The 26775-nt window shown below is 54.9% G+C and carries 24 protein-coding genes and 2 pseudogenes; 13 read left to right on the forward strand and 13 right to left on the reverse strand.

The features are described 5' to 3' along the window. Positions 1–20 precede the first annotated feature (20 nt). Positions 21–1244 carry an FAD-binding domain-containing protein gene (locus ACZ1HF_RS01890; protein WP_472655914.1) on the reverse strand — a complete coding sequence of 408 codons (1224 nt, stop codon included), beginning with the start codon at positions 1242–1244 and terminating at the stop codon, positions 21–23. Positions 1245–1405: 161 nt separating this feature from the next. Here ACZ1HF_RS01890 and ACZ1HF_RS01895 point away from each other — a divergent pair, with 161 nt between their 5' ends. Together ACZ1HF_RS01895 and clpX are read left to right on the forward strand one after the other, a co-directional pair. Continuing rightward, positions 1406–2032: an ATP-dependent Clp protease proteolytic subunit gene (locus ACZ1HF_RS01895; RefSeq protein WP_472655915.1), complete on the forward strand. Its 627-nt coding sequence runs from the start codon at positions 1406–1408 to the stop codon at positions 2030–2032. Positions 2033–2196: 164 nt separating this feature from the next. Further along, the gene (gene clpX, locus ACZ1HF_RS01900; RefSeq protein WP_472655916.1) at positions 2197–3459 is read left to right on the forward strand and encodes an ATP-dependent Clp protease ATP-binding subunit ClpX; all 1263 of its coding nucleotides are present in this window, start codon (positions 2197–2199) and stop codon (positions 3457–3459) included. Between the two features lie 391 nt (positions 3460–3850). Here the strand turns inward: clpX and ACZ1HF_RS01905 are convergent, their stop codons facing one another. Then, a complete protein-coding gene (locus tag ACZ1HF_RS01905; protein WP_472655917.1) occupies positions 3851–4516 on the reverse strand; it encodes a hypothetical protein in 666 nt (221 codons plus the stop codon). Between the two features lie 141 nt (positions 4517–4657). Then, positions 4658–5164, reverse strand: coding sequence for an SMI1/KNR4 family protein (locus ACZ1HF_RS01910; protein WP_472655918.1), 507 nt, complete (start codon positions 5162–5164; stop codon positions 4658–4660). 673 nt (positions 5165–5837) lie between these two features. Between ACZ1HF_RS01910 and ACZ1HF_RS01915 the strand changes: the two genes are divergently transcribed. From ACZ1HF_RS01915 to ACZ1HF_RS01925, 3 genes are read left to right on the forward strand one after another with little or no spacing between them, the layout of a single operon-like run. Then, positions 5838–6221: an NADH:ubiquinone oxidoreductase subunit NDUFA12 gene (locus tag ACZ1HF_RS01915; protein WP_472655919.1), complete on the forward strand. Its 384-nt coding sequence runs from the start codon at positions 5838–5840 to the stop codon at positions 6219–6221. A gap of 23 nt (positions 6222–6244) precedes the next feature. After that, complete coding sequence (mlaD, locus tag ACZ1HF_RS01920; protein ID WP_472655920.1) at positions 6245–6697, forward strand: outer membrane lipid asymmetry maintenance protein MlaD; 453 nt, start codon at positions 6245–6247, stop codon at positions 6695–6697. Then, a complete protein-coding gene (locus ACZ1HF_RS01925; RefSeq protein WP_472655921.1) occupies positions 6694–7188 on the forward strand; it encodes a DUF2155 domain-containing protein in 495 nt (164 codons plus the stop codon). Before mlaD ends, ACZ1HF_RS01925 begins: the two co-directional genes overlap by 4 nt. Here the strand turns inward: ACZ1HF_RS01925 and aat are convergent. The 4 genes and pseudogenes from aat to ACZ1HF_RS01945 all read right to left on the reverse strand — a co-directional run bounded on the left by aat (position 7091) and on the right by ACZ1HF_RS01945 (position 10472). Then, a complete protein-coding gene (gene aat / locus ACZ1HF_RS01930; RefSeq protein ID WP_472655923.1) occupies positions 7091–7717 on the reverse strand; it encodes a leucyl/phenylalanyl-tRNA--protein transferase in 627 nt (208 codons plus the stop codon). The two genes, ACZ1HF_RS01925 and aat, sit on opposite strands and share 98 nt — an antisense overlap. Before the next feature lie 51 nt (positions 7718–7768). Then, positions 7769–9120: pseudogene (gene accC / locus ACZ1HF_RS01935) on the reverse strand (acetyl-CoA carboxylase biotin carboxylase subunit). Between the two features lie 19 nt (positions 9121–9139). Then, complete coding sequence (gene accB, locus ACZ1HF_RS01940) at positions 9140–9652, reverse strand: acetyl-CoA carboxylase biotin carboxyl carrier protein (protein WP_472655924.1); 513 nt, start codon at positions 9650–9652, stop codon at positions 9140–9142. Positions 9653–10019: 367 nt separating this feature from the next. Beyond that, on the reverse strand, positions 10020–10472 hold the full coding sequence (locus ACZ1HF_RS01945; protein WP_472655925.1) for a hypothetical protein: 453 nt from the start codon (positions 10470–10472) through the stop codon (positions 10020–10022). 277 nt (positions 10473–10749) lie between these two features. Here ACZ1HF_RS01945 and ACZ1HF_RS01950 point away from each other — a divergent pair, with 277 nt between their 5' ends. The 3 genes from ACZ1HF_RS01950 to ACZ1HF_RS01960 all read left to right on the forward strand — a co-directional run bounded on the left by ACZ1HF_RS01950 (position 10750) and on the right by ACZ1HF_RS01960 (position 13291). Continuing rightward, positions 10750–11529 carry a universal stress protein gene (locus ACZ1HF_RS01950; protein ID WP_472655926.1) on the forward strand — a complete coding sequence of 260 codons (780 nt, stop codon included), beginning with the start codon at positions 10750–10752 and terminating at the stop codon, positions 11527–11529. Between the two features lie 203 nt (positions 11530–11732). Continuing rightward, the gene (locus ACZ1HF_RS01955; protein WP_472655927.1) at positions 11733–12275 is read left to right on the forward strand and encodes a hypothetical protein; all 543 of its coding nucleotides are present in this window, start codon (positions 11733–11735) and stop codon (positions 12273–12275) included. A 404-nt stretch (positions 12276–12679) separates the two neighbouring features. After that, on the forward strand, positions 12680–13291 hold the full coding sequence (locus ACZ1HF_RS01960; protein WP_472655928.1) for an HAD family hydrolase: 612 nt from the start codon (positions 12680–12682) through the stop codon (positions 13289–13291). Between the two features lie 186 nt (positions 13292–13477). On the opposite strand, the pseudogene acs reads toward ACZ1HF_RS01960, so the two are convergent. The 6 genes and pseudogenes from acs to ACZ1HF_RS01990 form a co-directional block, all read right to left on the reverse strand. Then, positions 13478–15426 (reverse strand): annotated as a pseudogene (gene acs / locus ACZ1HF_RS01965) (acetate--CoA ligase). Between the two features lie 27 nt (positions 15427–15453). Then, positions 15454–16209, reverse strand: coding sequence for an ABC transporter ATP-binding protein (locus tag ACZ1HF_RS01970; RefSeq protein ID WP_472655929.1), 756 nt, complete (start codon positions 16207–16209; stop codon positions 15454–15456). 14 nt (positions 16210–16223) lie between these two features. Further along, entirely contained in the window at positions 16224–16982 is a 759-nt protein-coding gene (locus ACZ1HF_RS01975) for an ABC transporter ATP-binding protein (RefSeq protein WP_472655930.1), read from the reverse strand. A 12-nt stretch (positions 16983–16994) separates the two neighbouring features. After that, a complete protein-coding gene (locus ACZ1HF_RS01980) occupies positions 16995–18188 on the reverse strand; it encodes a branched-chain amino acid ABC transporter permease (RefSeq protein ID WP_472655931.1) in 1194 nt (397 codons plus the stop codon). Between the two features lie 3 nt (positions 18189–18191). Then, positions 18192–19223 carry a branched-chain amino acid ABC transporter permease gene (locus ACZ1HF_RS01985; RefSeq protein WP_472655932.1) on the reverse strand — a complete coding sequence of 344 codons (1032 nt, stop codon included), beginning with the start codon at positions 19221–19223 and terminating at the stop codon, positions 18192–18194. Between the two features lie 96 nt (positions 19224–19319). Beyond that, a complete protein-coding gene (locus tag ACZ1HF_RS01990) occupies positions 19320–20678 on the reverse strand; it encodes a substrate-binding protein (RefSeq protein ID WP_472655933.1) in 1359 nt (452 codons plus the stop codon). Between the two features lie 273 nt (positions 20679–20951). Here ACZ1HF_RS01990 and ACZ1HF_RS01995 point away from each other — a divergent pair, with 273 nt between their 5' ends. The 5 genes from ACZ1HF_RS01995 to ACZ1HF_RS02015 all read left to right on the forward strand — a co-directional run bounded on the left by ACZ1HF_RS01995 (position 20952) and on the right by ACZ1HF_RS02015 (position 26766). Beyond that, on the forward strand, positions 20952–22178 hold the full coding sequence (locus tag ACZ1HF_RS01995; protein ID WP_472655934.1) for a short-chain fatty acyl-CoA regulator family protein: 1227 nt from the start codon (positions 20952–20954) through the stop codon (positions 22176–22178). 102 nt (positions 22179–22280) lie between these two features. Further along, on the forward strand, positions 22281–22658 hold the full coding sequence (locus ACZ1HF_RS02000) for a response regulator transcription factor (RefSeq protein WP_472655935.1): 378 nt from the start codon (positions 22281–22283) through the stop codon (positions 22656–22658). Between the two features lie 13 nt (positions 22659–22671). Then, positions 22672–22938 (forward strand): hypothetical protein, encoded by a 267-nt coding sequence (locus tag ACZ1HF_RS02005; protein WP_472655936.1) that lies wholly within the window; start codon positions 22672–22674, stop codon positions 22936–22938. Next, positions 22938–25631: an ATP-binding protein gene (locus ACZ1HF_RS02010; RefSeq protein ID WP_472655937.1), complete on the forward strand. Its 2694-nt coding sequence runs from the start codon at positions 22938–22940 to the stop codon at positions 25629–25631. Before ACZ1HF_RS02005 ends, ACZ1HF_RS02010 begins: the two co-directional genes overlap by 1 nt. A 67-nt stretch (positions 25632–25698) precedes the next feature. Next, on the forward strand, positions 25699–26766 hold the full coding sequence (locus ACZ1HF_RS02015; RefSeq protein ID WP_472655938.1) for a FliM/FliN family flagellar motor switch protein: 1068 nt from the start codon (positions 25699–25701) through the stop codon (positions 26764–26766). The last annotated feature ends 9 nt before the right edge of the window (positions 26767–26775 follow it).

A 26775-nucleotide genomic window follows, 5' to 3' on the forward strand; every position in this document is an offset into this window, starting at 1 on the left:
CGTGCAGGGCTTGCGCAATCCTAACGCTGCGGGGGCGCGCTGCAAGCGCTTTGAATCAGATCGGGTATATTGCCTTTGAATTTGAAAAAGCCTGCAGTGGCATGGGGCCATGCGGCGCGGTCATAGCCCCGCAAAACACTGATCAGCGCGATATTATGCTTGGCCAGTTCTACTTTCAGGATGCTCATAAGTTCTGCGGTTGGACCTGCGGGGGCATAGGCCGTGACCACCTCGGACAATGCGTTGCTGCGCGCCCAATCGACCAGTGCAGGGATAGCTTGATCGCCTGAGACAGGCGGATGCAGATCGCCCAAACGGTCTTTATACCGCGCAAGTGTGTCGGACATGGCATCGCGGGCGAATTTTGTGACATTGCCTGACACCGCAAGGGGGGAGCGTGCGTCGGTCGCCATAAGAACGGCGGAATGGGGCGGGCGCAGCCCTTGGGTAAACAGAAAGCCGGGCGACATGTCGTCTTCGGTCAATAGCAGGCCAGCCTTGGCATCAGTCCAGATGTCCCCTGTGGGCGCAGGCAGCGGTGCCGGGTGCGTGGGGGTATCTATAGGGGCTGCGTGGTTTGCCAGTTGATCCGGCGCGAGGCTGTCGCGCCCTTCCGTATATTTGGCGATATTGCTGGGCCGGGCGAGATAGGTTTTGCCCTGCGTGTGAAGCCCCGCGACCCACCGCCAGGATAATGTGTTTGATGCCGGGTCGCCGTCCAGCAGGTGGCGCAGGAAGAAATCGGCCCCAAGCTGCCATGGCAGACGCAGGGTAAAAATCCAGATTGAGGCAAACCACATACGAGCATGATTGTGAAGATATCCCTTTTTTACAAGTTGTTGCGCCCACCTGTTAAAGAAATCTATATCCGTCTCGCCCTTGCAGGCGGCATCGAATGTTGCGCGCAGGCCTGCTTCGGTTGCCAAACGATTGAGGCCCGCTTTTACCTCGATGCGATAGCTGGTCCAAACAGATGGGCGCAATTCCAGCCAGCCTTTCCAATAGGTGCGCCAGAACACCTCTTGAATAAACTTTTCTGCTGTTGCCAAAGAATAGCGCGACAGCACCGCGTCGATCACCTCTTGCTCGGTCAGGATCCGGTGACGCAGATAAGGGGACAGGGTCGAGACATGCGGATGGCCGTCCAGATCGTAATTGCGCAATCTGGCATAGTCCTTACCGGATTTGGGCACAAAGGCCTGTAGACGTTTCAGCGCTGCGGTGCGGGTTGGAGAAAATTGCATTCTGTCCTCTTGCCGTGATGTCAAAGAATAAGTCGGGGCAGAATGCTTTCAAGACTACGCGAAATGCAGCGCATCCCCTTGCGGCTGGATTTTTCCGCAACTAACGTCATGTTCATATTTCGAACGTAGACACGCTCTCAACTTAGAAGACAGGCAGGCTTATGAAAGACCCAGTTGAAACCTATATGAACCTTGTTCCCATGGTTGTAGAACAGACCAGCCGCGGGGAACGGGCCTATGATATTTTCTCGCGCCTTTTGAAAGAGCGGATCATTTTCATCAACGGCCCGATCCATGACGGTATGTCGCATCTGATCGTGGCGCAGCTTTTGCACCTTGAAGCGGAAAATCCGTCCAAGGAAATCAGCCTTTACATCAATTCCCCCGGGGGCGTCGTGACAAGCGGTCTGTCGATCTATGACACGATGCAGTATATCAAGCCGAAGGTGTCTACTTTGTGTATCGGGCAGGCGGCATCCATGGGCTCTGTCCTGCTGGCAGGGGGCGAAAAGGGCATGCGGTTCTCGCTGCCGAATTCGCGGATCATGGTCCATCAGCCGTCAGGCGGGTATCAGGGGCAGGCATCGGATATCATGATCCATGCGGCCGAGACGCAGAAACTGAAAGATCGGCTGTATGATATTTACGTCAAGCACACAGGTCAGACCAAAAAAGCCGTGGAAAAGGCGCTGGATCGCGACAACTTCATGTCTCCGGAAGAAGCAAAAGAATGGGGTCATATCGACGAGATTGTTGAAAATCGCGCCAAGGGCGATGACGCATCTTGAATCTATGCCCATGCGTCCCGGATCACATAGGTGTTTTCGGGGCGTATTACGTATATTTTTGCGTTGTGCATGGCGCGGTGCTGGCCTAACCTGCGACGACGTGGCAGGATTGCCTCAATTTGAAGCATATTGAATACATAAAGAACCGCAGCTGAGGTGGTGTAATGGCGAATAATTCCGGTGACAGCAAGAACACCCTTTACTGCTCGTTCTGCGGCAAGAGCCAGCATGAGGTGCGCAAACTGATCGCCGGGCCAACCGTGTTCATTTGTGACGAATGCGTCGAATTGTGCATGGACATCATCCGTGAAGAGACAAAAACCGCTGGGTTGAAAGCCTCTGACGGGGTGCCGACGCCGCAGGAAATCTGCGATGTTCTGGATGATTATGTGATCGGGCAGGGCCATGCAAAGCGGGTTCTGTCAGTGGCGGTGCACAACCACTACAAACGTCTCAACCATTCAGCCAAATCCAACGAGATTGAGCTGGCGAAATCGAATATCATGCTGATTGGCCCAACGGGCTGCGGCAAGACATTGCTGGCGCAGACGCTGGCGCGGATCATTGATGTACCGTTTACCATGGCGGATGCGACCACGCTGACCGAAGCGGGCTACGTGGGCGAGGATGTCGAGAATATCATCCTCAAACTGTTGCAGGCGTCCGAATATAACGTGGAACGCGCGCAGCGCGGGATCGTCTATATTGACGAGGTAGACAAGATCACCCGCAAGTCTGATAACCCCTCGATCACCCGTGATGTGTCGGGCGAGGGCGTGCAACAGGCGCTTCTGAAAATCATGGAAGGCACTGTCGCCTCTGTCCCGCCACAAGGCGGGCGTAAGCATCCGCAGCAGGAATTCCTGCAAGTGGACACAACGAATATCCTATTCATCTGCGGTGGCGCTTTTGCGGGGCTCGACAAGATCATCTCGCAACGGGGCAAAGGCTCGGCCATGGGCTTCGGCGCTGATGTGCGCGAGGAAAACGACAAGGGCGTCGGTGATCTGTTCAAAGAGCTGGAGCCGGAAGATCTGTTGAAATTCGGCCTGATCCCCGAATTTGTTGGCCGTTTGCCCGTGATCGCCACGCTGGAAGATTTGGACGAGGACGCGCTTGTCACCATTCTGACCAAGCCGAAAAACGCGTTGGTCAAACAATATCAACGCCTGTTCGAACTGGAAGAGGCGAAGCTGACTTTCACCGACGACGCCCTTGCGGCCATTTCCAAACGTGCTATCCAGCGCAAAACCGGCGCACGCGGGTTACGCTCGATCCTTGAGGATATTCTGCTCGACACCATGTTCGACCTGCCGGGGCTGGAAAATGTGGATGAGGTCGTCGTGAACGAGGAAGCCGTGGGCGGCGAAGCAAAACCACTACTTATCTACGCCGAGCCGAAGGATGCAGGCGCATCGGCGAGCTAGGCTGTTAAGCCGGAGATGTTTCTGGAGTAACGGTCAGGGTCAGATTTGTATGGCTTTGGCTGAGCGTCTGTTGTCGGGAGATATTGTTGAAAAACTCCAGTTTTCGCGAAAATGGGTGAAAAACTTGCCCATAGAAGGCCTCTCCGAAAATTCGTCGAGGGGGTGTCGGCCCAAGAGCATCGTTGGCAATGTCCGAAGCTCTCAGAGGCTCCACTGGGTAGTCTGTTTCAATTTGGCCGTCGCAACAGATTCTGGCGGAAAAACGCGGCTGTCAGATTTTCGAGTTTTTCAACAATATCGGGACTTTGCGGTCCTTCGCTGCAGGGCGCCAATGGCTGCTTCATCGAACCAGACCCCACTGGCGGATCTATCTCTGCCGCAGCAGAACAGTCTAGTATCCAAGCGTATGCAGTTCAACTTGCCCGGAAATAATATCTACGTAGGTTTTATATTCAGAAGGGAGTTCCCTACCAAAGAGAATATCTTTCAGCGGATCATGTTTTGATTTCAGTGTCTTGTTAAGCCACAGCCGCTCGTTTGTGTTCGGGTATATTCCTAAGACGGTTAATTCGTGTTTATCGATCATGTCGCTATCAGCTGCATTGATCGCAGATAGGACGACCCCGTCATGTACACCGCTAATATCTCGGCCAGGCCCCTTGCGACGAATATCCTTTTTTACGAGTGAGGGAGGGTGGTTTCCCAAGACGATAATGTCTTGTTCTTGCGCAGTGCCCGCCCAAACAGTAACAACCCGGTTTCCCATTCCGCAATGAAGCCACTCAGTTGGGTAACTGATATCGTCGATTGGCGCAATTTCAGTTTTGAACAAGCAACTTTCCTTGAAAAACTGCTGGGTTTGAGCATTTACATACATTACTTTGTCAGACGTTAGCTGTACATCGGACCAATCGCTATCAGTCGCAAACACATCAAAGAATGCGATATAAGGCTCAATCAAACTCTGCGCAAAAGCGTATGTTCCATCTCTCAACTGGATGGCGAATACAGTCGGTTTTTTCCATGAGAACCTTTTTAACTCTGATTGTTTCATCATGTTCAAACCGTTTCGGTGTTTTGTCTCTGTTGATGTATAAGCGCTTACAAACCCAAGTAAACCTTCTGAGATGTGAACCGGTCGAAGCCCAAGCACTTAGAAAGAGAGATTGTTACATCAAGCTCTCTCGTTGCACAAAATCTATGCCGTTTCCCGCGCGAGTCTGCCGTGCGTATGCATGGATTTCTTCGTCGGTCGGGGAGTGTCCGAAACAAGCTGCATGCAGGTCAGCAATTCGTGGATCACATAGTCATCAAAATTCACAAAGACTTTGGACTTAGCTGTGGGGTCATGAGAAAAAATGAAAATCTCTCCGGTATCGACCTGTAGGCATATCGGATCATTGCTCGGGCTTTCGGAGACCACAAGGAAACCGTCGGTCTCCACTGGATCAAACTCAGTTCTAATGAATTTCCAATCAGAGTTTTGTAGCAACACAAAGTCATTGGGTCGCTTCAGATTGTACATGTAGTCATGGCTGTCGGTTCCACCAAAAGCCGTCATGTAGTCCCGCATAGTCTGTGGGAGCCGTACATCGGCGCATTCGATGCCGACGACATCAACGTCATGTTCACTAAGGAACATGGATAGTTTGTCGACCCAACCGGGATCTTCGAGGCTCTGAATTGGGAGGATGTTTTCGATCATAGATTGCCCTACCTTCTAGCTCTTGCTGCGTATTCAATAACGCTCTGATATAAATGATGCGTCGAACAACTGAAGGCAAGGAAACAAACTTGTCGTTGAAAGGTCTACCCATCATCAAGGTCGTTGTTTCGATTTAGATTATGTTGAAAAACTCCGATTTTCGTCAAAGTGGGTCAAATACTTGCCTATAGAAGTCCACTTCAAAAATTCGTTTAGGGGGTCGGCCTAAGATCAGCGTTGGCGACGTGCGAGGCTCTCAGAACCTTCACTGGGCACTTGGTTTCAAGTTGGCCGCCGCAACGGAATCTGGCAGAAAAATGCAGCCGTCAGATTTTGGAGTTTTTCAACACAATCATTTACAATGCGGCCATTCGCTGCACTGCAGAAAGTCGGTAAAATGGGCTCACAGCCGACCTTCAATCCACAAAGACCGGCTAACCTCTATGCGGTCTGGGTCAAATCCATGACGGGAACGCTGCACATGCCTGACGTTTAACAGCAGCCCCTGTGGTGATTAGAGCAGCCTGCTAAAGTGCGCACCTGATATACGACCAGCCATACACACATATTGTCTGAAGGCGAAAACTGGCAGGCGGCCTTCTCAGCGTCGCTTGGTACTGGACCTTACTGCCTGCATGGGCCATATCTACCATAATTAGACCGGAGGCACCTAATGGGCATTCTCAACTCTTTTCTGCGCGCTGTGACGTGGTGGAACGGGCAGACGTTGAACACGCAGTTGTTCACGTGGCGCAAGGGCGTGAAAGTGGGGGAAGATGAGGCCGGGAACGCTTTTTATCAGACCCGTGACGGGAAACGGCGCTGGGTGATCTACAATGGTGAGGCAGAGGCATCGCGTGTGTCACCGGATTGGCATGGCTGGCTTCACCACACTTGGGACGCACCGCCAACGGACGAGCCGCTGCCTCGCAAAGCATGGGAAAAGCCGCATCAGGAAAACCTGACAGGCACAGCGCAGGCTTATGTCCCTGTGGGGTCCCTGCGGCGCGCTGATCCAAAACCGCGTGCAGATTACGAGGCCTGGTCGCCGGAATAGGCGCAAAATGGGGCTAAGCAGATATGGCTGAAAACAAGATAGAAGTTCTGGTCGGAACCGGCGTGCTGGCAGTTGCTGTAGGCTTTCTGATCTATGCCTCCAACGCGACGGGCATGGGTGTGGGGACCAATAGCAGCTCTTACGCGCTGACCGCCAGTTTCCGGTCGGCGGAAGGGGTCGGCGTTGGCACGGATGTCCGGTTGGCCGGCGTTAAGGTCGGGTCTATCTCGCGACTGACGCTCAACCAGCAAACCTTCCGGGCTGATACGGTGTTTACCGTCGCCAATGGTATCGAAATTCCCGATGACAGCGCGATTTCTATTTCGTCCGAAGGACTTTTGGGCGGGAATTTCGTTGAAATCATTCCCGGTGGTTCCCCGTTTAATCTGGAAGCGGGAGCCGAAATTGAGGATACGCAAAGCTCGGTCAGTCTGGTCAGCCTGCTGATGAAATTTGTGGCCGGGGATGAAGAATGAGAACAGCGGCCATTTTGCTGATGCTCGCCGCCGCCCCGGCAGCGGCGCAGACAATTGAAGGCAATACGGGCACGTTCAAGCTGGGCTTTGACGACGTTGCCACGCAGTCGCGTGCCGAAGCGGAAAATGCTGACGAGGCCATTATGCGCGGTTTGGACAAACTTGCGGGTGCCAGTAAAGAACTGACACTGAAAGTCGGTGAAGACCTGCAATATGGACGCCTGATGATCCGCCTGAACGAATGCCGCTACCCACGCGAAAACCCAGAAGGGGATGCGTTTGCCTCTTTGACAATCCGCGACCAATCCTCAGAGGATCCGGTGTTTGATGGCTGGATGGTGGCGTCCAGCCCGGCACTTATGGCGATGGACCATCCGCGCTATGACGTCTGGGTCATTCGCTGCAAACTTGAAGGGCAGAGACAGGCTGTGTTTGACGGAGAAAGTTCGCCTCGGCCTTTAGAGCGTCCTTTAGGGCTTGGTGGTAACTAGCACGCGGGATTTCGATGCCGCCTAAAGATGCCAGATGATCTGTCAGAAATTGTGTGTCGAACAACTGAAATCCACCTGCGCGCAGGCGTGAGACAAGATAAGCCAGCGCGATCTTTGACGCATCCCTGCGGCGCGAAAACATGCTTTCCCCGAAAAATGCAGCCCTGAGCGTGACCCCATAGACCCCGCCCACAAGGGTGTCTTTATCCCAGACCTCTAGCGAATGGGCATGGCCGGACTGATAGAGTGACATGTAAATTCCGAAAATCTGATCATTGATCCAGGTCTCGGACCGGTCGGCGCAGCCTTGCACGACACCAGCGAAATCCGTGTCTATCTTGATCTGATAGGGCTCTTTCAACAATGTCTTGCGTAAAGAGCGCGAGATGTGAAAGCCATCCAGTGGCATGACCCCGCGCTCGGTCGGATCAACCCAGAACAGCGTATCATCCTCGCGGCTTTCGGCCATGGGAAAGATGCCCCGGGCATAGGCGTTCAGGATCAGCTCTGGTGTCAGGTCAGGGGACATCTTGCGATCTTATGATGCGTATGATGTGCTTTTGCAAAGGGGCCGTCGGCATTATGAAGCGTCGGTATGTTCCTCAAGCCAATGCTCTAACCAGTGGATGTTGTAATTGCCCGTCTGCACCGCCTCTTCTTGCAGCAATGCATGGAAAAGAGGTGTGGTTGTATCGATACCATCTACAATCATTTCCCCAAGGGCCCGCCCAAGGCGCGCCAGCGCAGTCGGTCGGTCATCCGCATAAACGATGAGCTTGGCGATCAGGCTGTCGTAATAGGGTGGGATGCGATAGCCATCATAAAGCGCGCTATCCATCCGCACGCCCAACCCGCCGGGGGCATGGTATTGCGTGATCGTTCCGGGGCAGGGGCTGAAATCTGGCAGCTTCTCGGCATTGATACGCACTTCGATCGCATGGCCTTTGACATGCAGGTCTTCCTGCCTGAAGGACATCGGTTCGCCTGCGGCCACGCGGATTTGTTCACGCACCAGATCAACACCGAATACCGCCTCGGTCACGGGGTGTTCAACCTGCAGGCGCGTATTCATTTCAATGAAGTAGAATTCGCCGTTTTCATAAAGAAATTCGATGGTGCCAGCGCCTGCATAATTGATGGAGGCCACGGCCTCGGCACAGGTTTTCCCAATCTCAGCGCGCGTTTTTGCATCGATTGCGGGGCCGGGGGCTTCCTCAAACACTTTTTGGTGGCGGCGTTGCAGGGAACAGTCACGCTCACCCAGATGAACAGCATTGCCCTTGCCATCGCCGAAGATCTGAATTTCGATATGGCGCGGCGTGCCAAGATATTTCTCGATATAGACCTCGTCATTGCCGAAGGCCGCTTTGCCTTCCGAACGTGCGGTCTGAAACGCTTGCTCCATCTCGTCGCGGGATTTCGCCAGTTTCATACCGCGCCCGCCACCCCGGCGGTTGCTTTGATTATAACCGGATAGCCGATCTGATCGCCAACCCTGTAGGCGTCTTCCAGCGTGGGCACACCTCCATCCGAGCCGGGTACGCAAGGCACACCAAGCTTTTTCATCGTGTCTTTGGCGGTAATTTTATCACCCATGACGCGGATATGTTCGGCGGTGGGGCCGATGAATTTCAGGTCATGATCTTCGACCACTTGCACGAAATTGGCATTTTCCGACAGGAAGCCATACCCCGGATGGATCGCCTCGGCCCCAGTAATCTCGCAGGCCGAGATAATCGCAGGGATCGAGAGGTAGCTTTGCGTGCCCGATGGAGGGCCAATACACACGGCCTCATCGGCCATGCGCACATGCATTGCGTCGCTGTCAGCGGTGGAATGCACCGCGACGCTTTGAATGCCCATTTCCCGCGCGGCGCGGATGACGCGCAGCGCGATCTCACCTCGGTTGGCGATCAGGATTTTGTTGAACATCTGTTTAATCCCGGTGGGCTTATTCAATAATCATCAGAGGTGCGCCGAATTCGACAGCCGTGCCATCTTCGACCAATATGCGTTTGACCGTGCCACCATGGGGGGCAGGGATCTGGTTCATGGTTTTCATCGCTTCGATGATCATCAAGGTCTGACCTTCAGACACTTTGTCACCGACAGACACAAAGGAAGAAGCACCGGGTTCGGGTTGCAGATAACAGGTGCCAACCATAGGCGATGTCACAGCACCCGGATGTTGCGCCGGATCGTCCTCGCCTGTTGTTGGTGTTTGGGCAGGGGCCGCACTTGGGCCGCTTGGCGCAGATGATGGCTGTGCCTGCGCGGCAGGGGCTGCTTGCGGTGGTGGCGCTGAAATGACTGTGGTCGCCGTTTGGCGCGACACACGGACCGTCAGGCTGTCATCTTCTGCATATTCGCGTTTGACCTCAAGCTCGGTCAGATCGTTTTCCCGCAGGAGCGCTGCAAGCGCCTCGACAAAGGCTACATCGCCGTCATGGGGTTTTTTCGCCATGGAGTTTTCCTCGACCCGTTTATGCCCGTTCTGTGCGGGCGTCTTATTCACATTTTGCTTATAGGCGAAGGCACGGGGGGAGAAAAGCGGCGTTTGCGGCTTTTCTTAAGCTTCGACTGCCGGTGGCGGATTGGGAACGCCGGTTTAGTGATGATATCGGGCGCAGTCCGGGCAATTTGGCGCGTTTGGTGTAGGTTTGCTGTTGAAAGTCAGATAACTTTGATCTTCACGTCAAAGACTGACCCAATCATGCTTTGTTACGAGAGCTGCAAATGTCAGGAAAGAGCTCTCTCTGATCCGTGCCGACTGTTCTAATTCAGAAGCCCGATAAGGCGTAAGAAATACTATTGAAGCGGCAGCATTAGAGTTAGTTGATTTTGCATTCGCCCTTTGCCCGAAAATCATTGCTGTACCCAATCGGTTTGGCAATGACATCGACCGCACCCGTTGATTTATTGACTAGCGCACGGAAATTAAATGTTGATGTTGTCTGATTTGACTTGCTTCTGATGCCCCGCAAAACCCAGCGAAGTACCATCTTGTCTGCGCCGTTACGTACAAGCTTTGCGCTTTTGACCTGACCTTGCATTTGTTCCTCGGTCGGTTTCAGAAGTTGGACGGATTTTCGTGCAGTATCAACTTTGACCAAAGCTATTCTTGGTATCCACCCGCCAGATCTAGAAAGGTCGGTCATCTTGCAATCTAATGTCACAACATTTGCAGAGCTTGGGCTTACCAACGAGAATGTAAGAAGGGTAGCTATAAGAATTAGACGGGGCATAGGAATCACCAGGGTTTTGAATTTTTGCGACGCTATCATCCTGCATGTGCCGCGACAATGAGCTATCAACTTTTTGAGCCCATGACCGTCCATCAAAACGGGCGAACTCCAACATTTCCACACTTAATGTAGGTTTGGCGATGCTCGTCGCTTGAAGTACGATCCGTACAGATTCAGCTGTTAGCGACCATAGCTTATTTTCAGTTATTCTGAGGAAGAACTGATCCAAACAATCGCAATAGCATCTTGTACCGACACAGAAGCCCCTTAGATGAAAGGTATATCCAGAAATAATTTATGGGGGAGCATTCAGGAAATGAAAAACATTGTTGTCGCCAGTGATTTGTCGGAACGGTCGCGATCCGCTGTTCGTCGCGCAGTGAACTTGGCGGCAGGCACCGAGACAAAGCTGACAGTATTGCATGTGGTGGACGAAGCCCTTCCGGACGAGATATCAAACGACGTCCAGATAAAGGCGAAGGCAATTTTGTCCGAGCGTGTCACATCTGATGCACAAGGTCGGAACCTCTCGTTCGAAATTATGGTTGTTGTTGGCGACGTCATTGAGGAAATCAGCCAAATTGTTGAAAGCTCTACCGCGGAATTGCTGATCGTTGGTCTTCATCGTCGGCGGAAGTTCTTTGATCAAATCAGGGAAACGACAATGGAGCATCTGGTCCGGTCAAGCCCGATCCCGGTTCTGCTTGTGGCAAGAGAGGTCGAAAATGACTATGCTCATGTTTTAAGTGGTGTAGCCTTGTCCCGCGCCTGTGCAGCAGCATTGTATAAAATTCCGATGATTGCACCGCATGCCAACCTTACTATTTTTCACGCTCATGAAGTGTCCTTTCGGAAAGAGGCCGAGAATGATTACGAGACGTGGAAAGCCATGTATCCGCTTCCCAAAGGCCTGCCTGATCCAATTTTTATCGAGGCCACTGCGGAAGATGCGCTAAATAGCATCATGGAAAAGGGCAGTTACGATTTGCTTGCAATCAGCGGGCATGCGCGCCCCAACTTAGCCCGATACGTGCTTGGAGGTTTCACAGCTGGTCTCATCCGAAATCCGCCATGCGATCTTCTGATTGCGAGGTAGGTAAATTGGTCCTTACTCTTGGTGTGTAGCAGGGCCGATATTTTGTGGAGCGATCTTGTTGCATCCGCCTGATAACAACATCATCCATACCGGGTGCAGATCAGGGCGGTGATATCAGATCACAGCTTATCTTCTTGCTTGAGGCGTGGTCGAATATTTGGTTAGATCGTCCAAGCCATTGAAAATATTCCAGGGTCTTATTCATGACAATCGATCGTGCCGCCATCGACCAATCTGCTGAGCTTTCTGACATTGAGAAACTTGGCCTGTCGTTTGATAGTATCGATGATCAGGCCTGCGCTTTACTGGGGTATCAGCGCACCAAACAAATATCCCGGAAATCTCGAAAGATGTGGGAAGCGGGCAATCCGCGTCCTCTTGCGCGCGAGATTAAAGAGAGAAAACAAGATATAATCAGTGGTGCATTCCTTGAGATTTATCAGGAATATCTGCCCCTTCGCGCAGCGCTTGCAGGCGAAGAGATCAAAAAAGTTTGTGATATTGGCTGCGGTCAGGGGATTAACGATGTCTTTCTCTTCAAGGATTTCAGCCCGACATTTACTTTGATCGACATTGAACAAACTGATAATCAATATCACTTTTGGTCTGATGAAGGCAGCGGATATGCCAGCCTCGCATCGGCTCAGGCTTTGCTTGTCGCCAATGGGTGCAAAAATCGGATGTTAAGGCGATCAATCCTAACAAAACATCATGGACGCAGACCGGGCATGGGTTTGACCTTGTGACCAGCCTTTATTCCTGCGGATTTCACTATCCGATAGACGACTATATCGATCTGTTCCTGGATACGCTCAGCACCGGAGGGCGCGTCTGCCTTGACCTGAGACGGCGTTATCTCAAAGCGGAACAGGGATCACTGATGCGGTTGATGGAAGCGTCAGAGCGCTCAATCGTGTATAATGATGACAAATCAAGCCGAGTTATTTTTTCGAAGGCATAGCCTAGGATAATGCTGGTGCGTTTAGCGGTGGGGGTGGTGTCGTGGGATAGAAGTCAGGTTCGCCTGAAGGTGCAAAGTGGATTATTGCTGCCGTTGGCAGTTTTGCCATTAGAAAATTATTGATACCTTCATTGGCCTTCTCAAACACACTCATAGTGATCTTGTACATTATTTTTGAAGGTGCCAACTTTGTCTATTTGCCTGATGTTAGATGTGGATGGCGTGCTGGTCAGTGGTCGCCCGACAGACGAACACAGATGGACGCATAAACTCTATGAGGATTTGGGGGTAGATCCAGATCTACTGGTCCAAGAGTTTTTCGCACGTGAATGGCATAATGTCCTCACAGGCAAGCAGGATTTGCATCCAGCTCTTTCGCTTAGTTTGAAACGTCTTGGTGCAAGCGTTTCAGCGGAAAAATTAACATCATATTGGTTTGAAATGGATTCTCGCCTCATACAGCCAGTACTTATGGACTGCAGGATCGCTAGAGAATTGGGGCATCAGATATACCTGACCACAAACCAAGAGCACCTGAGAGCGCAATATTTGATGGACACAATGGGCCTCAAGAGCGAAGTAGATGGCATTGCATACTCAGCCGAAGCAGGTTTTCAGAAACCATCTCCTGCGTTCTTCAGCTATGCGGCTGACATAACAGGGCGTGAGCCAAGTGATATGCTTCTGGTTGACGATACTCGAGCCAATATCTACGGCGCAAGAGATGCCGGTTGGCGCGCAGTTCATTGGGATGCAAAGGAACGATTATCTGATATTCTGCAACGCAGTATCGATCAATAAAGGTTCTTTCGGACATCCGTTGCAATTCAACTTGGGGGGACAAAACGCGCTCACCATTTATTCTATATCATCTACCCGTAAGATCACATACCAGCATACCGTTTCAAAGTTTGTTACCCGCAGCCATCAGGCTTAGGAACCGCCTTTTAGCTCAGGGCGGTCCTTTCAACCCCACTCAGCCCTCTGTTAACCGCGGTTCATCCTGTTTTCGATCAGCTCTTCCACAACGGATGGGTCCGCCAAGGTTGAGGTGTCGCCCAAGGCACCGTAATCATCCTCGGCGATTTTGCGCAGGATGCGGCGCATGATCTTGCCCGAGCGGGTTTTTGGCAGGCCCGGTGCCCATTGGATCAGGTCGGGCTTGGCAATCGGGCCAATTTCGCTGCGCACCCAGCTTTCAAGCTCTTTGCGCAGGTCTTCGGTCGGCTCAACATCGTTCATCAGCGTCACATAGGCATAGATGCCTTGCCCCTTGATGTCATGTGGGTAGCCGACCACGGCGGATTCAGCCACCTTCTCATGGGCGACCAGTGCTGATTCAACTTCCGCCGTGCCCATACGATGGCCCGAGACATTGATCACGTCATCCACGCGCCCGGTGATCCAGTAATAGCCGTCTGCATCACGCTTGCAGCCGTCGCCCGTGAAGTAGTAGCCTTTGTAATCGCTGAAATAGGTCTTCATGAACCGGTCGTGGTCGCCGTAAACCGTGCGCATCTGAGCGGGCCAGCTGTCTTTGATGCAGAGTACACCGTCGGCCTCGACACTTGTGATCTCGGCGCCGGTTGTGGGTTCCAGAATAACCGGCTCGATCCCGAAGAAAGGTGTGGTGGCAGAGCCCGGCTTGGTCGTGGTCGCGCCGGGAAGGGGGTCAGCAAGTGGCCACCGGTCTCGGTCTGCCACCAGGTATCGACAATCGGGCAGCGTCCACCGCCAACGACATCGTTATACCAGTTCCAGGCTTCGGGGTTGATCGGCTCGCCCACGGTGCCAAGCAGTTTGACCGAGGACAGATCGTATTTCGTGACCCACTCATCCCCTTGCCCCATCAACGCCCGGATCGCGGTGGGGGCGGTGTAGAACTGGTTGACCTTGTGCTTTTCGCAGACAGCCCAGAACCGGCCCGCGTCGGGGTAGGTGGGCACACCTTCGAACATCAGCGTTGTTGCCCCATTGGCCAGCGGCCCGTAGACGATGTAGCTGTGACCCGTCACCCAGCCCACGTCCGCGGTGCACCAGAATATATCGCCATCATGGTAGTCGAACGTATATTGGTGCGTCATGGAAGCGTAGACGATATAGCCGCCGGTGGTGTGCACCACGCCTTTGGGCTGCCCGGTCGAGCCGGAAGTGTAGAGGATAAATAACGGATCTTCCGCGCCCATTTCCTCGGGCGGGCAATCGGCGCTGACATCTGCCTCAAGCTCGTGCAGCCAGTGGTCGCCCTCGCTGCGCCATGCTACTTGCTGGCCTGTGCGTTTCACCACAAGACATTGCACTGTGTCTTTGCAGTGCAGCAGCGCTTGGTTCACGTTGTCCTTCAGGTTGGTCACGCGCCCGCCCCGCGGGGCACCATCTGCCGTAATCACCACCTTCGCGTCAGAGCCGTTGACCCGCGCCCCCAAAGCGTCCGCTGAAAACCCCGCAAAGACGATGGAATGAATTGCCCCGATCCGGGCAGAGGCCAGCATCGCATAAGCCGCTTCCGGGATCATCGGCATGTACAGGACCACGCGATCACCTTTGCCCACGCCAAGCGTCTTGAGCGCGTTGGCGAATTTACAGACGTTTTCATGCAGGGCTTTGTAGGTGATGTGCTGCGCGTCCTCGTCCGGGCTATCGGGTTCCCAGATGATGGCGGTTTGATCGCCCCGCGTGGCCAGATGGCGGTCTATGCAATTGGCGCTGACATTCAGGGTGCCATCTTCGTACCATTTGATGCCGACATTGCCATATTCATAGCTGACATCTTTCACCTTGGTGTAGGGCTTGATCCAGTCAATCCGCTTGCCGTGTTGCCCCCAGAACGCTTCCGGGTCGGCAATACTGTCAGCATACATCTTGTCATAGGTCGCTTTATCCGCATGAGCACTGGAAGCAAATTCAGCGGAAGGCGGGTAGGTTTTGTCAGTCATAGGGCTGTCCCTGATCTTGAATTGGTCTCAAATCGCGAGGTATTCCGCGCGTAGTTTTTCATCATCCAGCACCTCTTTCGCCGATCCGTCAAACACAACAGAGCCTGTGTCAAGGATCACGGCCCGGTCTGCCAGTTTCAAGGCTGCGACTGCATTCTGTTCGACAATGATCGTCGTGATGCCCTGATCACGAATGATGTTCAGTGTTTTGGCGATTTCCTGCACGATAACCGGGGCCAATCCTTCGTAAGGCTCATCCAGAAGCAACACCTTGATGTCGCGGCACAGCGCGCGGGCGATGGCAAGCATTTGCTGCTCTCCGCCGGACAGGGTTACGCCTTCCTGTTTGCGCCGCTCGCCCAAGCGTGGAAATAAATCGTAGATGCGCTCAAGCGACCAGCCAATGGGCGGGGCAATCTGGGCAAGTTGCAGGTTTTCCTCAACACTCAGGCCTGCGATAATACGGCGGTCTTCGGGGACAAGTGAAATCCCTGCGCCCGAGGCCTCATGGGCCACCATTTTATGCAGGGGCTGGTGGTCCAGCCAAATTTCGCCGTGATGCAATTGCGGATCTCCCAGCCGTGCAATCGTGCGCAAGGTCGAGGTCTTGCCAGCGCCATTGCGCCCCAGAAGGGCAAGGATTTCACCCTCATGCACGTTAAAGCTGACACCCTGTACAATGTAGCTTTCGCCGTAATAGGCCTCGATATCCCACACAGACAGAAAGGCGGGTGCGGTCGCAGCATTATTGGCGTTTTTGTTGAAGTCGGGTTTGACGTTCATTGGCTTATCCTCGCTCACACCTGCGCCTCACCCAGATAGGCTTCGCGCACTTTTGGGTGCCCCTTGATATTATCCGGCGTGTCTTCGACCAGCGGTGTGCCTTGTGCAAGAACGGTGATGCGTTCTGCCATCGAGAAGACGACATGCATGTCATGCTCGATGATTGTCATGGTGATGTCGCGCTTTTCCTTGATCTCTTTGAGCAGGTCGATCGTGTTGTTGGTATCTGCGCGCGCCATGCCTGCGGTCGGTTCGTCCAGCAACAGAAGTTTCGGGTCCTGCACCAGACACATCGCCATTTCCAGACGACGCTTATCCCCCCGCGACAAAGAGGCCGCGTGCATATTGCATTTGTCGATCATGTTAACATCGATCAGGATCTGCTCGGCTTTTTCGACCAGCGATTTCTCTTGCATGACGGTTTCAAAAGCGTGCATCCGGAACGCGCCATCGCGTCTGGCAAAGCAGGGGATCATCACGTTTTCCATAACATCCAGATCGCCAAATATTTCGGGTGTCTGAAACACCCGGCTGACGCCAAGCTGATTGATTTCATGCGGCTTACGTCCCAGCAGGCTTTGCCCCTCAAATGTGACCGAGCCCGTGTCCGGGATAAGCTTGCCAACCAGACAATTCAGCAAGGTGGATTTGCCGGCCCCGTTTGGGCCGATGATTGCGTGAACGGTGTTTTCCGCGACGCTCAGATTGACATCTGCCAGTGCTTGCAACCCGCCGAAGCGTTTGCCGACATTCTTGATCTCAAGGATACCCATGGCGTGCGCTCCTTATTCGGCAGGTTTGGTTGATGTGTCAGGGGGTGTTTTATCGGCGTTTTTGCGGCTTCGGAATAATTTGGCGATCTTCTGTCCCCCTTCGACCAGACCACCGGGCAGAAAGATGACCACGGCCATGAACATCAGCCCCAGCGTAAGATGCCAGCCCTTGCCGACGAAGGGATGAACGATTGTGACCATGAAATCCTCGAGCCCGTCAGGCATGAAGGCGAACCAATTATGCAGGACGTTGTCATTGATTTTTGAGAAGATGTTCTCGAAATATTTGATGAAGCCTGCCCCAAGAACTGGCCCGATCAGGGTGCCTGCGCCACCAAGGATGGTCATCAAAACGACCTCGCCCGAGGCGGTCCATTGCATCCGCTCGGCCCCTGCCAGCGGGTCCATCGAGGCCATCAGCCCACCTGCCAGACCCGCATACATGCCCGAGATCACGAACGCAGCCAAGGTGTAGGGGCGCGAATTCAGACCAGTATAGTTCAGCCGTTGCTGGTTTGACTTGATCGCCCGCAGCATCATTCCAAAAGGCGAGCGGAAAATGCGGATCGCCAGATAGAACGCCGCCAGCATGATCAGCGCGCACAGGTAGTAGCCCGCATTGAAATCAAAGCTCCACCCGCCAAGCGCCAAGCGGTAAGTGTCGTTCATCTCCAGCCCGAACAGGTTGGTGTAGCGCGCGGCATTTTCACCATCGAGGATACGCGGATCGCTCAGCGCAATTTGCAGCCCGGTTTCGCCATTGGTGATCGGGGTCAACACCGAATAGGCCAGATTGAACGACATTTGCGCGAAAGCCAGCGTCAGAATGGAAAAGTAGATGCCCGAGCGTCGCAGGCTGATATAGCCGATTAGCAGGGCAAACAGGCCCGCAACGATGACCGACAGGATAATTGCCGGGATCACGTTCATAGTCAGCAGCTTCATCATCCAGACGGCAGAATAGCTGCCGACGCCCAGAAAGGCTGCATGGCCAAAACTCAGATAGCCCGTGAGACCGAACAGAATGTTGAACCCGATGGCGAAGATGCCAAAGATCACAAAGCGCTGCATCAGGTCGGGGTAGCCTGCGTTGAACTGCGCCATGGCCGAGCCCGTTGGAAACGGGTTCAGGATGAAGGGCGCGAACATTGTCAGAATTGCAACTATGATCAGCAGGGAAGTGTCTTTCTTGTCAAGACCGAGCATGGCTTAATCCTCCATCACGCCCTTGCGGCCCATAAGGCCACGGGGACGTACCAGCAGAATGATGATTGCAACGAGGTAGATGATGATCTGGTCGATGCCTGGAAGCAGCGATTTGACCTCATTCATGGAGGCAAAGCTTTCCAGAACACCCAAGAGAAACCCAGCCGCTACAGCACCGGGCAAGGATCCCATGCCGCCGACAACCACCACGACGAAGCTGAGCACCAGAAAATCCATGCCCATGTGATAGTTGGGCGAATTGATCGGCGTATACATGACACCTGCCAGCCCCGCGACAGCGGCGGCGATGCCAAACATTACGGTAAAACGCTTGTCGATGTTGATGCCCAGAAGCCCGACGGTTTCCCGGTCGGCCATACCAGCCCGGACAACCATCCCAAAGGTGGTGAATTGCAGGAAGGCAAAGACCGCAGTGATGATCAGGGCCGAGAATAGGAAATAGACCAGCCGCCAATAGGGGTAGATGATTGCGTTTGGCTCAAATCCCAAAAGGACACCGAAATCGAGCGAGCCGCGGAATGCGTCCGGGGCAGGGGTCGGGATCGGATTTGCGCCAAAGTAATGCTTGATGATCTCTTGCAGCACAATGGCAAGGCCGAAGGTGACAAGGATCTGATCCGCATGGGGGCGCTTGTAGAAATGCTTGATTAGTCCGCGCTCCATGATGAAGCCGATGGCAATCATGATGGGGATCGCAAAGAGGATGGCCAGCGGAACGGACCAGTCGATTATGGCGCTGCCGATCTCGGGGCCGAACCAGCTTTCCACATAGGGTGTTTTGACCTTCGAGGGATTGCCAAGAAAATCGGTCTTGGTCTCGTCGATCATGACGGTTGAGAGGCTGAGCAGTTTTTGGAGTGTCACTGCGCAGAAGGCCCCGATCATGAACAAGGCTCCGTGGGCGAAGTTCACCACGCCCAGTGTGCCGAAGATCAGGGTCAGTCCCAAGGCAATCAACGCATATGCGGAGCCTTTATCGAGACCGTTCAGAATTTGCAGAAGGATGGCGTCCATGGATCAGTGTCCTTAGGAGAAGCTGATTAAGGTGCCGATGCCACCCTTTGGCAGCATCGACCTTCGTTTGGGGAAGAGCCTTGTTAAGACCTTTGATCAGGCGCCCGGATTACACGCGCCCAGATCACCACCGGCGAACATTGGGTGTTCAGGCTCGTAAGTCACCTGCGCAGTTGGTGTCACCTCGACGATTTCCACAAGGTGGAATTCGCTTTCCGGGTCTTCGGCACCGCGCACAACCAGAACGTCCTTGAAGCACTGGTGATCGTCGGCACGGTAAAGCGTTGGACCATTGCCCAGACCGTCGAATTCGAACCCGGCAAGGGCCTCGCCTACGGCGCATGGGTTGAACGACCCGGCCCGTGTGACCGCATCTGCATAAAGCAGGGTCTGCGCATAACAGGTCTGCGCGGCCTGAGAGGGTGGGAAGCCATATTTTTCACCGAAGGATTTGACGAAGGCTTTGGTGCCATCATCTTCAAGCTTCCAGTCCCAGTTCTGCGAGCCGACAATGCCTTTGATGTTCTCGCCGGCACCCTTGGCCATCAACTCGGAATAGAGCGGCACAACGATTTCGAAGTTGTTACCGTTCACCTGCTTTTCACGCAGGCCAAACTGTACCGCATTGGTCAGCGAGTTCACCATGTTGCCGCCATAGTGGTTCAGAACCAGCACATCCGCGCCAGAGTTCAGAACAGGCGCGATATAGGACGAGAAGTCCGTCGATGCCAGTGGTGTCAGCACGTTATTGGCGGTCTGCCAGCCCAGAGCTTCTGTGGCGGCCTGAATGGATTCCTGCTGGGTCCAACCCCAGGTATAATCCGCAGTCAGATGATAGGCTGTGCGTTCTTTGCCATATAGCTTCTCTAGCACCGGAGCCAGCGCTGCGGCGGACATATAGGCATTAAAGAAGTGACGGAAGCCATTGGCTTTCTTGTCTTTTCCGGTTGTGTCGTTTGAGTGGGTCAAGCCAGCCATGAAGATTACACCAGCTTCCTGGCAAAGACCCTGAACAGCCACGGCAACGCCTGAGCTTGAGCCGCCCGATATCATGATGGCGCCGTCTTTTTCGATCATCGACTTGGCCGAAGCGCGCGCAGCGTCAGACTTGGTCTGGGTGTCGCCCGTTACGAATTCGACCTTCTTGCCCATAATCCCGGTGCCGTCGAGTTCCTTCGAGCTGAAGGTGCTGATCATACCGCCATCGCCTTCACCGTTCAGGTGTTCGACTGCCAGCTCAAACGCGCGCAGCTCGTCCGCGCCCTCATCGGCATAAGGTCCGGATTGCGGAACATTGAAGCCAAGCGTGACTGTGTCGCCCGTGGGCGCATTGGTAAAGCCGGAGTGGCCATCGGACCAGACCGAGCCGGTAAAGACCGTTGGCAGCGCAAGACCGGCACCGGCGACGGCCCCTGTCTTCATCACACCGCGGCGTGTGAAATTGGATTTGGACATTCTTATCCTCCCTTGGGTGTTTTTGCCCGACGCCTCCTCAGACCGGGCTGATCCGTTTACGGACTATCCCTACTATTGGGGAGATGATGAAAATTTCGCAACAAGCCCTTGAACTTGAATTATTATTTTGTAAATAAATAGACAGTGCGCCCGCAGAAAATGTAAATTAGTTTTCTATGCGACGCAGAAACGCATTGGAAGTAAAGGGGAATACCTTGTGGCGACCTCTGCTCTGACCGGCACCCGGATCCGCGAACAACGTCTTCTGGGGGTGTGAAGCAGGCTGATCTTGCGCAGGCGGCAGGGATTTCGGCCAGCTATCTGAACCTGATTGAGCACAACCGCCGCAGAATCGGGGGCAAGTTGCTGATGGCGCTGGCCGATGCGTTGCAGGTCGAGCCCGCCACACTGACCCAAGGCGCGCGTGCGGCCCTTCTGGAGACATTGCGGGATGCCGCACAGGGCAGCCCGGCAGAGCAGGACCGGGCCGAGGAATTTGCCAACCGCTTTCCGGGATGGGCTGCATTGATCGAGATGCAAGACCGCCGGATTGCTGGGCTTGAGGGCCTGATCGACGGTCTGAATGACCGTCTGACCCATGATCCGGTCCTGTCAGAAAAGATGCATGAGGTGTTGTCGACCGTATCGGCCATCCGCTCAACCGCGGCCATTCTTGTGAATACGCCGGATATTGACGCGGACTGGCGCAGCCGTTTTCACGCCAATATTGATACGGAAAGCCGCCGTCTGGCAGAAACGGCGGCGGCTATGGCCGCGCATTTCGACCGTTTGTCGCACGAAGATACAGGGTTTGCGACGCCTCTTGAAACAGTGAACGAATTCTTCGAAGCGCAGCAGTATCATCTGCCGTCGATCGAAGAAGGTGGCACAGACAGTATCGATGCGTTGCTTGCGGCATCACCGGAATTAGCCACCCCTGCGGTGCGGCCCATGGCGCAGGCGATGGTGCAGCAATATGCAGGCGATGCAGCGGCGATGCCCCTGACCGAGTTTATAGCCGAGGCGCAGGCCTGCGCCTTTGATCCGGCCCGGCTTGCGCAGCGGTTCAACACAGGGTTGGCTGCGGTTTTCCGACGGTTGGCGAGTTTGCCCGCGCGCCCGGATCTGCCGGATATCGGGCTGGTGATCTGTGACCGGGCAGGGGCCATTTTGTTTCGCAAATCATTGCCGGGGTTCTCACTGCCACGGTTCGGGGCGGCCTGTCCGCTCTGGCCTTTGTTTGGGGCCCTCAGCCAGCCGGGTATCCCGATATGTCAAACGCTGGAAAGCACCGAAGGCAAGCTTTTCAGGGCCTATGCCATAGCAACGCCGCTCAGCGCTGTGTCCTTTGATCAGCCGGTTATTCATACGGCTGCCATGGTTTTGCTGTCTGATCCGGATGTGCAAGGCACGCCCAGCCCGGTTGGCCCAAGCTGCCGCGTCTGCCCCCGCGCAGATTGCATCGCCCGCCGTGAGCCGTCCATTCTTGAAGGCGTCTGACGCGGCGTTTTCGTGGGCTCTGGCATTGAAATTTTGACACTGTCTCATTTCTGCGTCTTACTGGATCAGGAAATACGGCCAACTTAGGGAGGAGTTCGGCTGATGGGGAAATCTGTCCTTTTGATCGAGGATGAGCCCAATATCATTGAGGCAATCAGTTTTCTGCTGGAGCGTGACGGCTGGACGGTTCGCATCCACTCTGACGGGACAGATGCTGTTGAGATCGTGCGCCGGGTGGGGCCGGATGTCGTGATTCTTGATGTGATGCTGCCGGGGCGCAGCGGGTTCGATATTCTTAAGGATCTGCGCAGCGAGGCATCTACGAAAGCCCTGCCGATCCTGATGTTGACAGCACGTGGCCAGCTCAAGGACCGTGATCTGGCCGACAGGTATGGGGTCAGTCAGTTCATGACCAAACCCTTCTCAAACGCCGAGATGCTAGCAACAGTGCGTGCCCTTGCGGCGGAAGAACGTGCATGAGGGTCGGGCAGGTATGAAGCAGAAAAACGCCCTGTTTCTGGAGCAACGTGTCTATCGCCGTCGCCGTCTGATAGACGCGGTCAAGCTGCTACCGCTTCTGGCGGCTTGTCTGTTTTTGATTCCTGCCTTGATCCTTGATCCGGCGCAGGGGGCGTCGACGGCGCTGCGGCTGGTGTATTTCTTTGTCAGTTGGTGCGTGATGATCTGCCTTGCAGCACTTCTGGCGCATCACTTGCGCGCCACGCAGGACAGCGGCGACACAACCGAGGGGCCAGAGTAATGGTCCCGTTCAACGTGCTGATCATGGTCGCACTGGGCTATGTGGTGCTGTTGTTTTTGATCGCATTTGTCGCTGACCGGCAAGCGACACGGGGGCGTGGCGCATGGTTGCGGTCCCCCGTTGTTTATACCTTGTCACTGAGCGTCTATTGCACTGCCTGGACTTTCTATGGTGCGGTCGGCAATGCGGCGCGATCCGGATTGGAATATCTTGCGATTTATCTTGGCCCAACGCTGGTCTTTCTGGGCTGGTGGTGGATTTTGCGCAAACTGGTGCGCATCGGTCGGGCCGAGCGGATCACATCCATCGCGGATTTGATCTCGTCGCGCTATGGCAAGTCCAAAACGCTGGCGGCCATCGTCACGCTTCTGGCAGTGGTCGGCACCACGCCTTATATCGCGTTGCAGTTGCAATCGGTCACGCTGTCTTTTGCGGTGTTTGCGCAGGCCTCTGTCAGCACGACCGGGCCTGTTTGGGACCCGGCGGATCTGAATGCGACCGCGCTTTGGGTGGCCATTGGCTTGGCCGTTTTCACCATTCTCTTTGGGACGCGCAATCTTGATGCCAATGAGCGTCACCATGGGGTTGTCATGGCCATCGCGGTCGAAGCCGTGGTCAAACTGGTGGCCCTTCTGACGGTTGGCATCTTTGTGGTCTGGGGCGTGGGCGGCGGTCTTGCGGATACGCTGCAACGGATCGAGACCTCGCCCGTGGCCAATTGGTCGCCTGCGCCAGGGCGCTGGGTCGGGATCACGTTCCTGTCCGCCGCGGCCATCATTTGCCTGCCGCGTATGTTTCAGGTCATGGTCGTCGAGAACTCGGACGAACGTCACCTGAGCGTCGCAAGCTGGGCGTTCCCGCTTTACCTGATGGCGATGAGCCTGTTTGTATTGCCCATCGCAGTGCTGGGTCTGGCCCTGCTGCCGGAAGGCTCAAACCCGGACCTGTTCGTGCTGACACTGCCCTTGGCGCTGGATCAGCCGGGGCTGGCGACATTGGCCTTTCTGGGCGGCTTTTCCTCGGCCACATCCATGGTGATTGTCGCCTCAATTGCGCTGAGCACCATGATGTCGAACCATATCGTGATCCCGATCTGGCTGGCGCGCAAATCGCAAGGGGCCACCGTGTCGGGCGATGTGCGCAACGTGGTCATCCTGTCGCGCCGCCTGTCCATCGGGACCGTGCTGGCGCTGGGCTATGGTTATTACCGGGTGTCTGGCGGCTCGGCCGCGCTCAGCGCAATCGGGTTGGTCAGCTTTGCCGGTGTGGCGCAGGTGCTGCCGGCGCTTCTGGGGGCAATCTTCTGGCGTGCCGCGACCCGGCGCGGCGCGATTGCCGGGGTTAGTCTTGGGTTCGCCGTCTGGGGCTATACGCTGTTTTTGCCTGCCATCGGCCTTTTGCCGCCCTCCCTGATGGATCACGGGCTGTTCGGATTGACATGGTTGCGCCCGCAAGAGCTGTTCGGGTTGACGGGGCTGGACCCGTTGGTGCATTCGATCTTCTGGTCCATGGCGTTGAACGTCGTGGCGTTTCTGGCGATCTCGCTTGTCACCTTTCCAACGCCGCTGGAACGGCTGCAAGGGGCAAGTTTTGTCAACATATTCGGACGCAGCGACCGCTCAAGCGGTTGGGTCGGGGGCATCGCAGAAAGCGAAGACTTGCTTGTTATGGCGCAACGGCTTCTGGGTGGGCCACAGGCGCAAAAGCTGTTTCAGGGGGCCGCAACGGCGCAGGGCAAGCAGGGCTATCTGCCCGACCCGACGCCCGCCTTCGTCAATCTGTTGGAACGGGAACTGGCAGGATCGGTCGGGGCCGCGACCGCCCATGCGATGATCGGGCAGATCAACGGCAGCGCGTCAGTCTCGGTGCAGGATCTGTTGGCGGTGGCGGACGAGTCCGCCCAGATGCTTGAATATTCCACCCAGCTTGAAGCGAAATCGACCGAGCTTGAACAGATTGCGCGACAATTGCGTGACGCCAATGAGAAACTGACCGCCTTGTCGGTTCAGAAGGATGCGTTTCTGTCGCAGGTCAGCCACGAATTGCGCACACCGATGACGTCGATCCGGTCTTTCTCGGAGTTTCTGATGGAAAGGGATTTGCCTATGGCAGAGCGCGCCCGCTATAGCCGGATCATCCATAATGAAAGCCTGCGCCTGACACGGCTGCTGGACGACCTGCTGGACCTGAGTGTTCTGGAAAACGGCAATGTGGTTTTGAACCGCCAAAGCGCGCAGTTGCATGATGTGCTGGACCGGGCCAGAGCCTCGGCCGGGGTAGGTAAGGATGATCAAACCTTAAAGATTATCCGGAACCGGACCGATGAAAGTGTTCTTCTGGAAACCGATACGGATCGGCTCAGTCAGGTGTTCATCAATCTGATATCCAACGCGCAGAAATATTGCGATGCAGATCAGCCAGAGTTGCGGATTGCAGTGCAGGTCCATCCGGATCGGGTCGAGATTGATTTCATCGACAATGGTTCCGGCATCCCCGCGGCGCAACAATCGCTGATTTTCGAGAAATTTGCCCGTCTGTCTGATCAATCCGCTGCAGGAAGCGCCGGGTTGGGTCTGGCGATCAGCCGTGAAATCATGGTGCGTCTGGGGGGTGCAATCAGTTATCTGCCGGGGCAGGGCGGGGCTGCGTTTCGTGTCAGCTTGCCACGGATCTGGTCTGCCGTTGCCGCATAAGGCTAACGATTTCTTTAGATATGACTGTCAGGACTAAGGGGCTTGCCATGACCCGAGATTGCTGCCCGTGGACCAACATATTGCCGTTCTGAAGAAAATGCTGCGCCAACCGGGCTCTCGGCGCGCCAGATGCCATGCCCCGTTGGAGGTAGCGGTTCAGGAAGTGTTCTTGAAGGCGGCCAAGACCTGTCATGGTCTCGATGTTCTGGTGGAACAGGCTGTGATTCACCGCATTCCGCGCGCGCGTCTGTTGTCGGACCTGCCTGATCCGGCGCTTTGCGTGATGTTACAAAAGGATGGCATGGCACCGGGGCTGGTGGTGCTGGATGGGCTGATGATCGACGCGCTGATCGAGCAGCAAACCCTTGGCCGCGTGGACAGTGGCAAGCGGATTGAGCGTCCCGTGACCCGTATCGATGCCGCGCTGAGTGAAGCATTTATTTCTGCCGTACTTGCGCAGTTGCAAAATGTTCTGGGCGAAGACCGGCAGGCGGATACAATCATCGGTTTCAGCCGGGGGCAGCCGGAAATGGACCGCGCAGCGCTGGGCCTTGCGCTGGATATGGCAGAGTATGATATCTGCGCCGTCACGCTTGATCTGGGGCCGGGGGTCAAATCCGGGCTGTTTCAGCTTTGCTTTCCTGCCGGGTCCGAAGATCAGGTGGAAGCCCCTGATGATGGGGACACTTTAGCCCCTGTTGTCGCGCAGGCAAAAGTTGCGCTGACTGTTTCTTTGCAGCCCGTGTCGGTTCCGTTGTCTTGGGTCGTCGGTTTGACGCCGGGCGCGACTTTGCCTCTGCCACGCACGGCATTGGCTGATGCCGTCTTGCGCGACCCAAAAGGCAAGCCGGTCCTGACCGCCCGTTTGGGACAAATTCAGGGTGATCGGGCGGTATGTTTGGCGGCACAGGATGGCCAACATGCCGGTGGTGGGGCGGCGCTGGATAGACCCGATGTGCCAAATATGCCTGATTTAGCTGACATACCCGCAGATCTTGCAACTATGGAAGGTGTGGATGACCTGTCAGAGCCCGCACCAATGGAAATGACCATGGGTATGGACATACCAGACATTGATCTGGGTGATCTTCCCATGGCCCCGATGGACCTATCGGATATAGACCTTCCGCAATAGCGCGGCAGC

It is taken from the genome of Litoreibacter sp. GN1-5 (assembly GCF_055693805.1).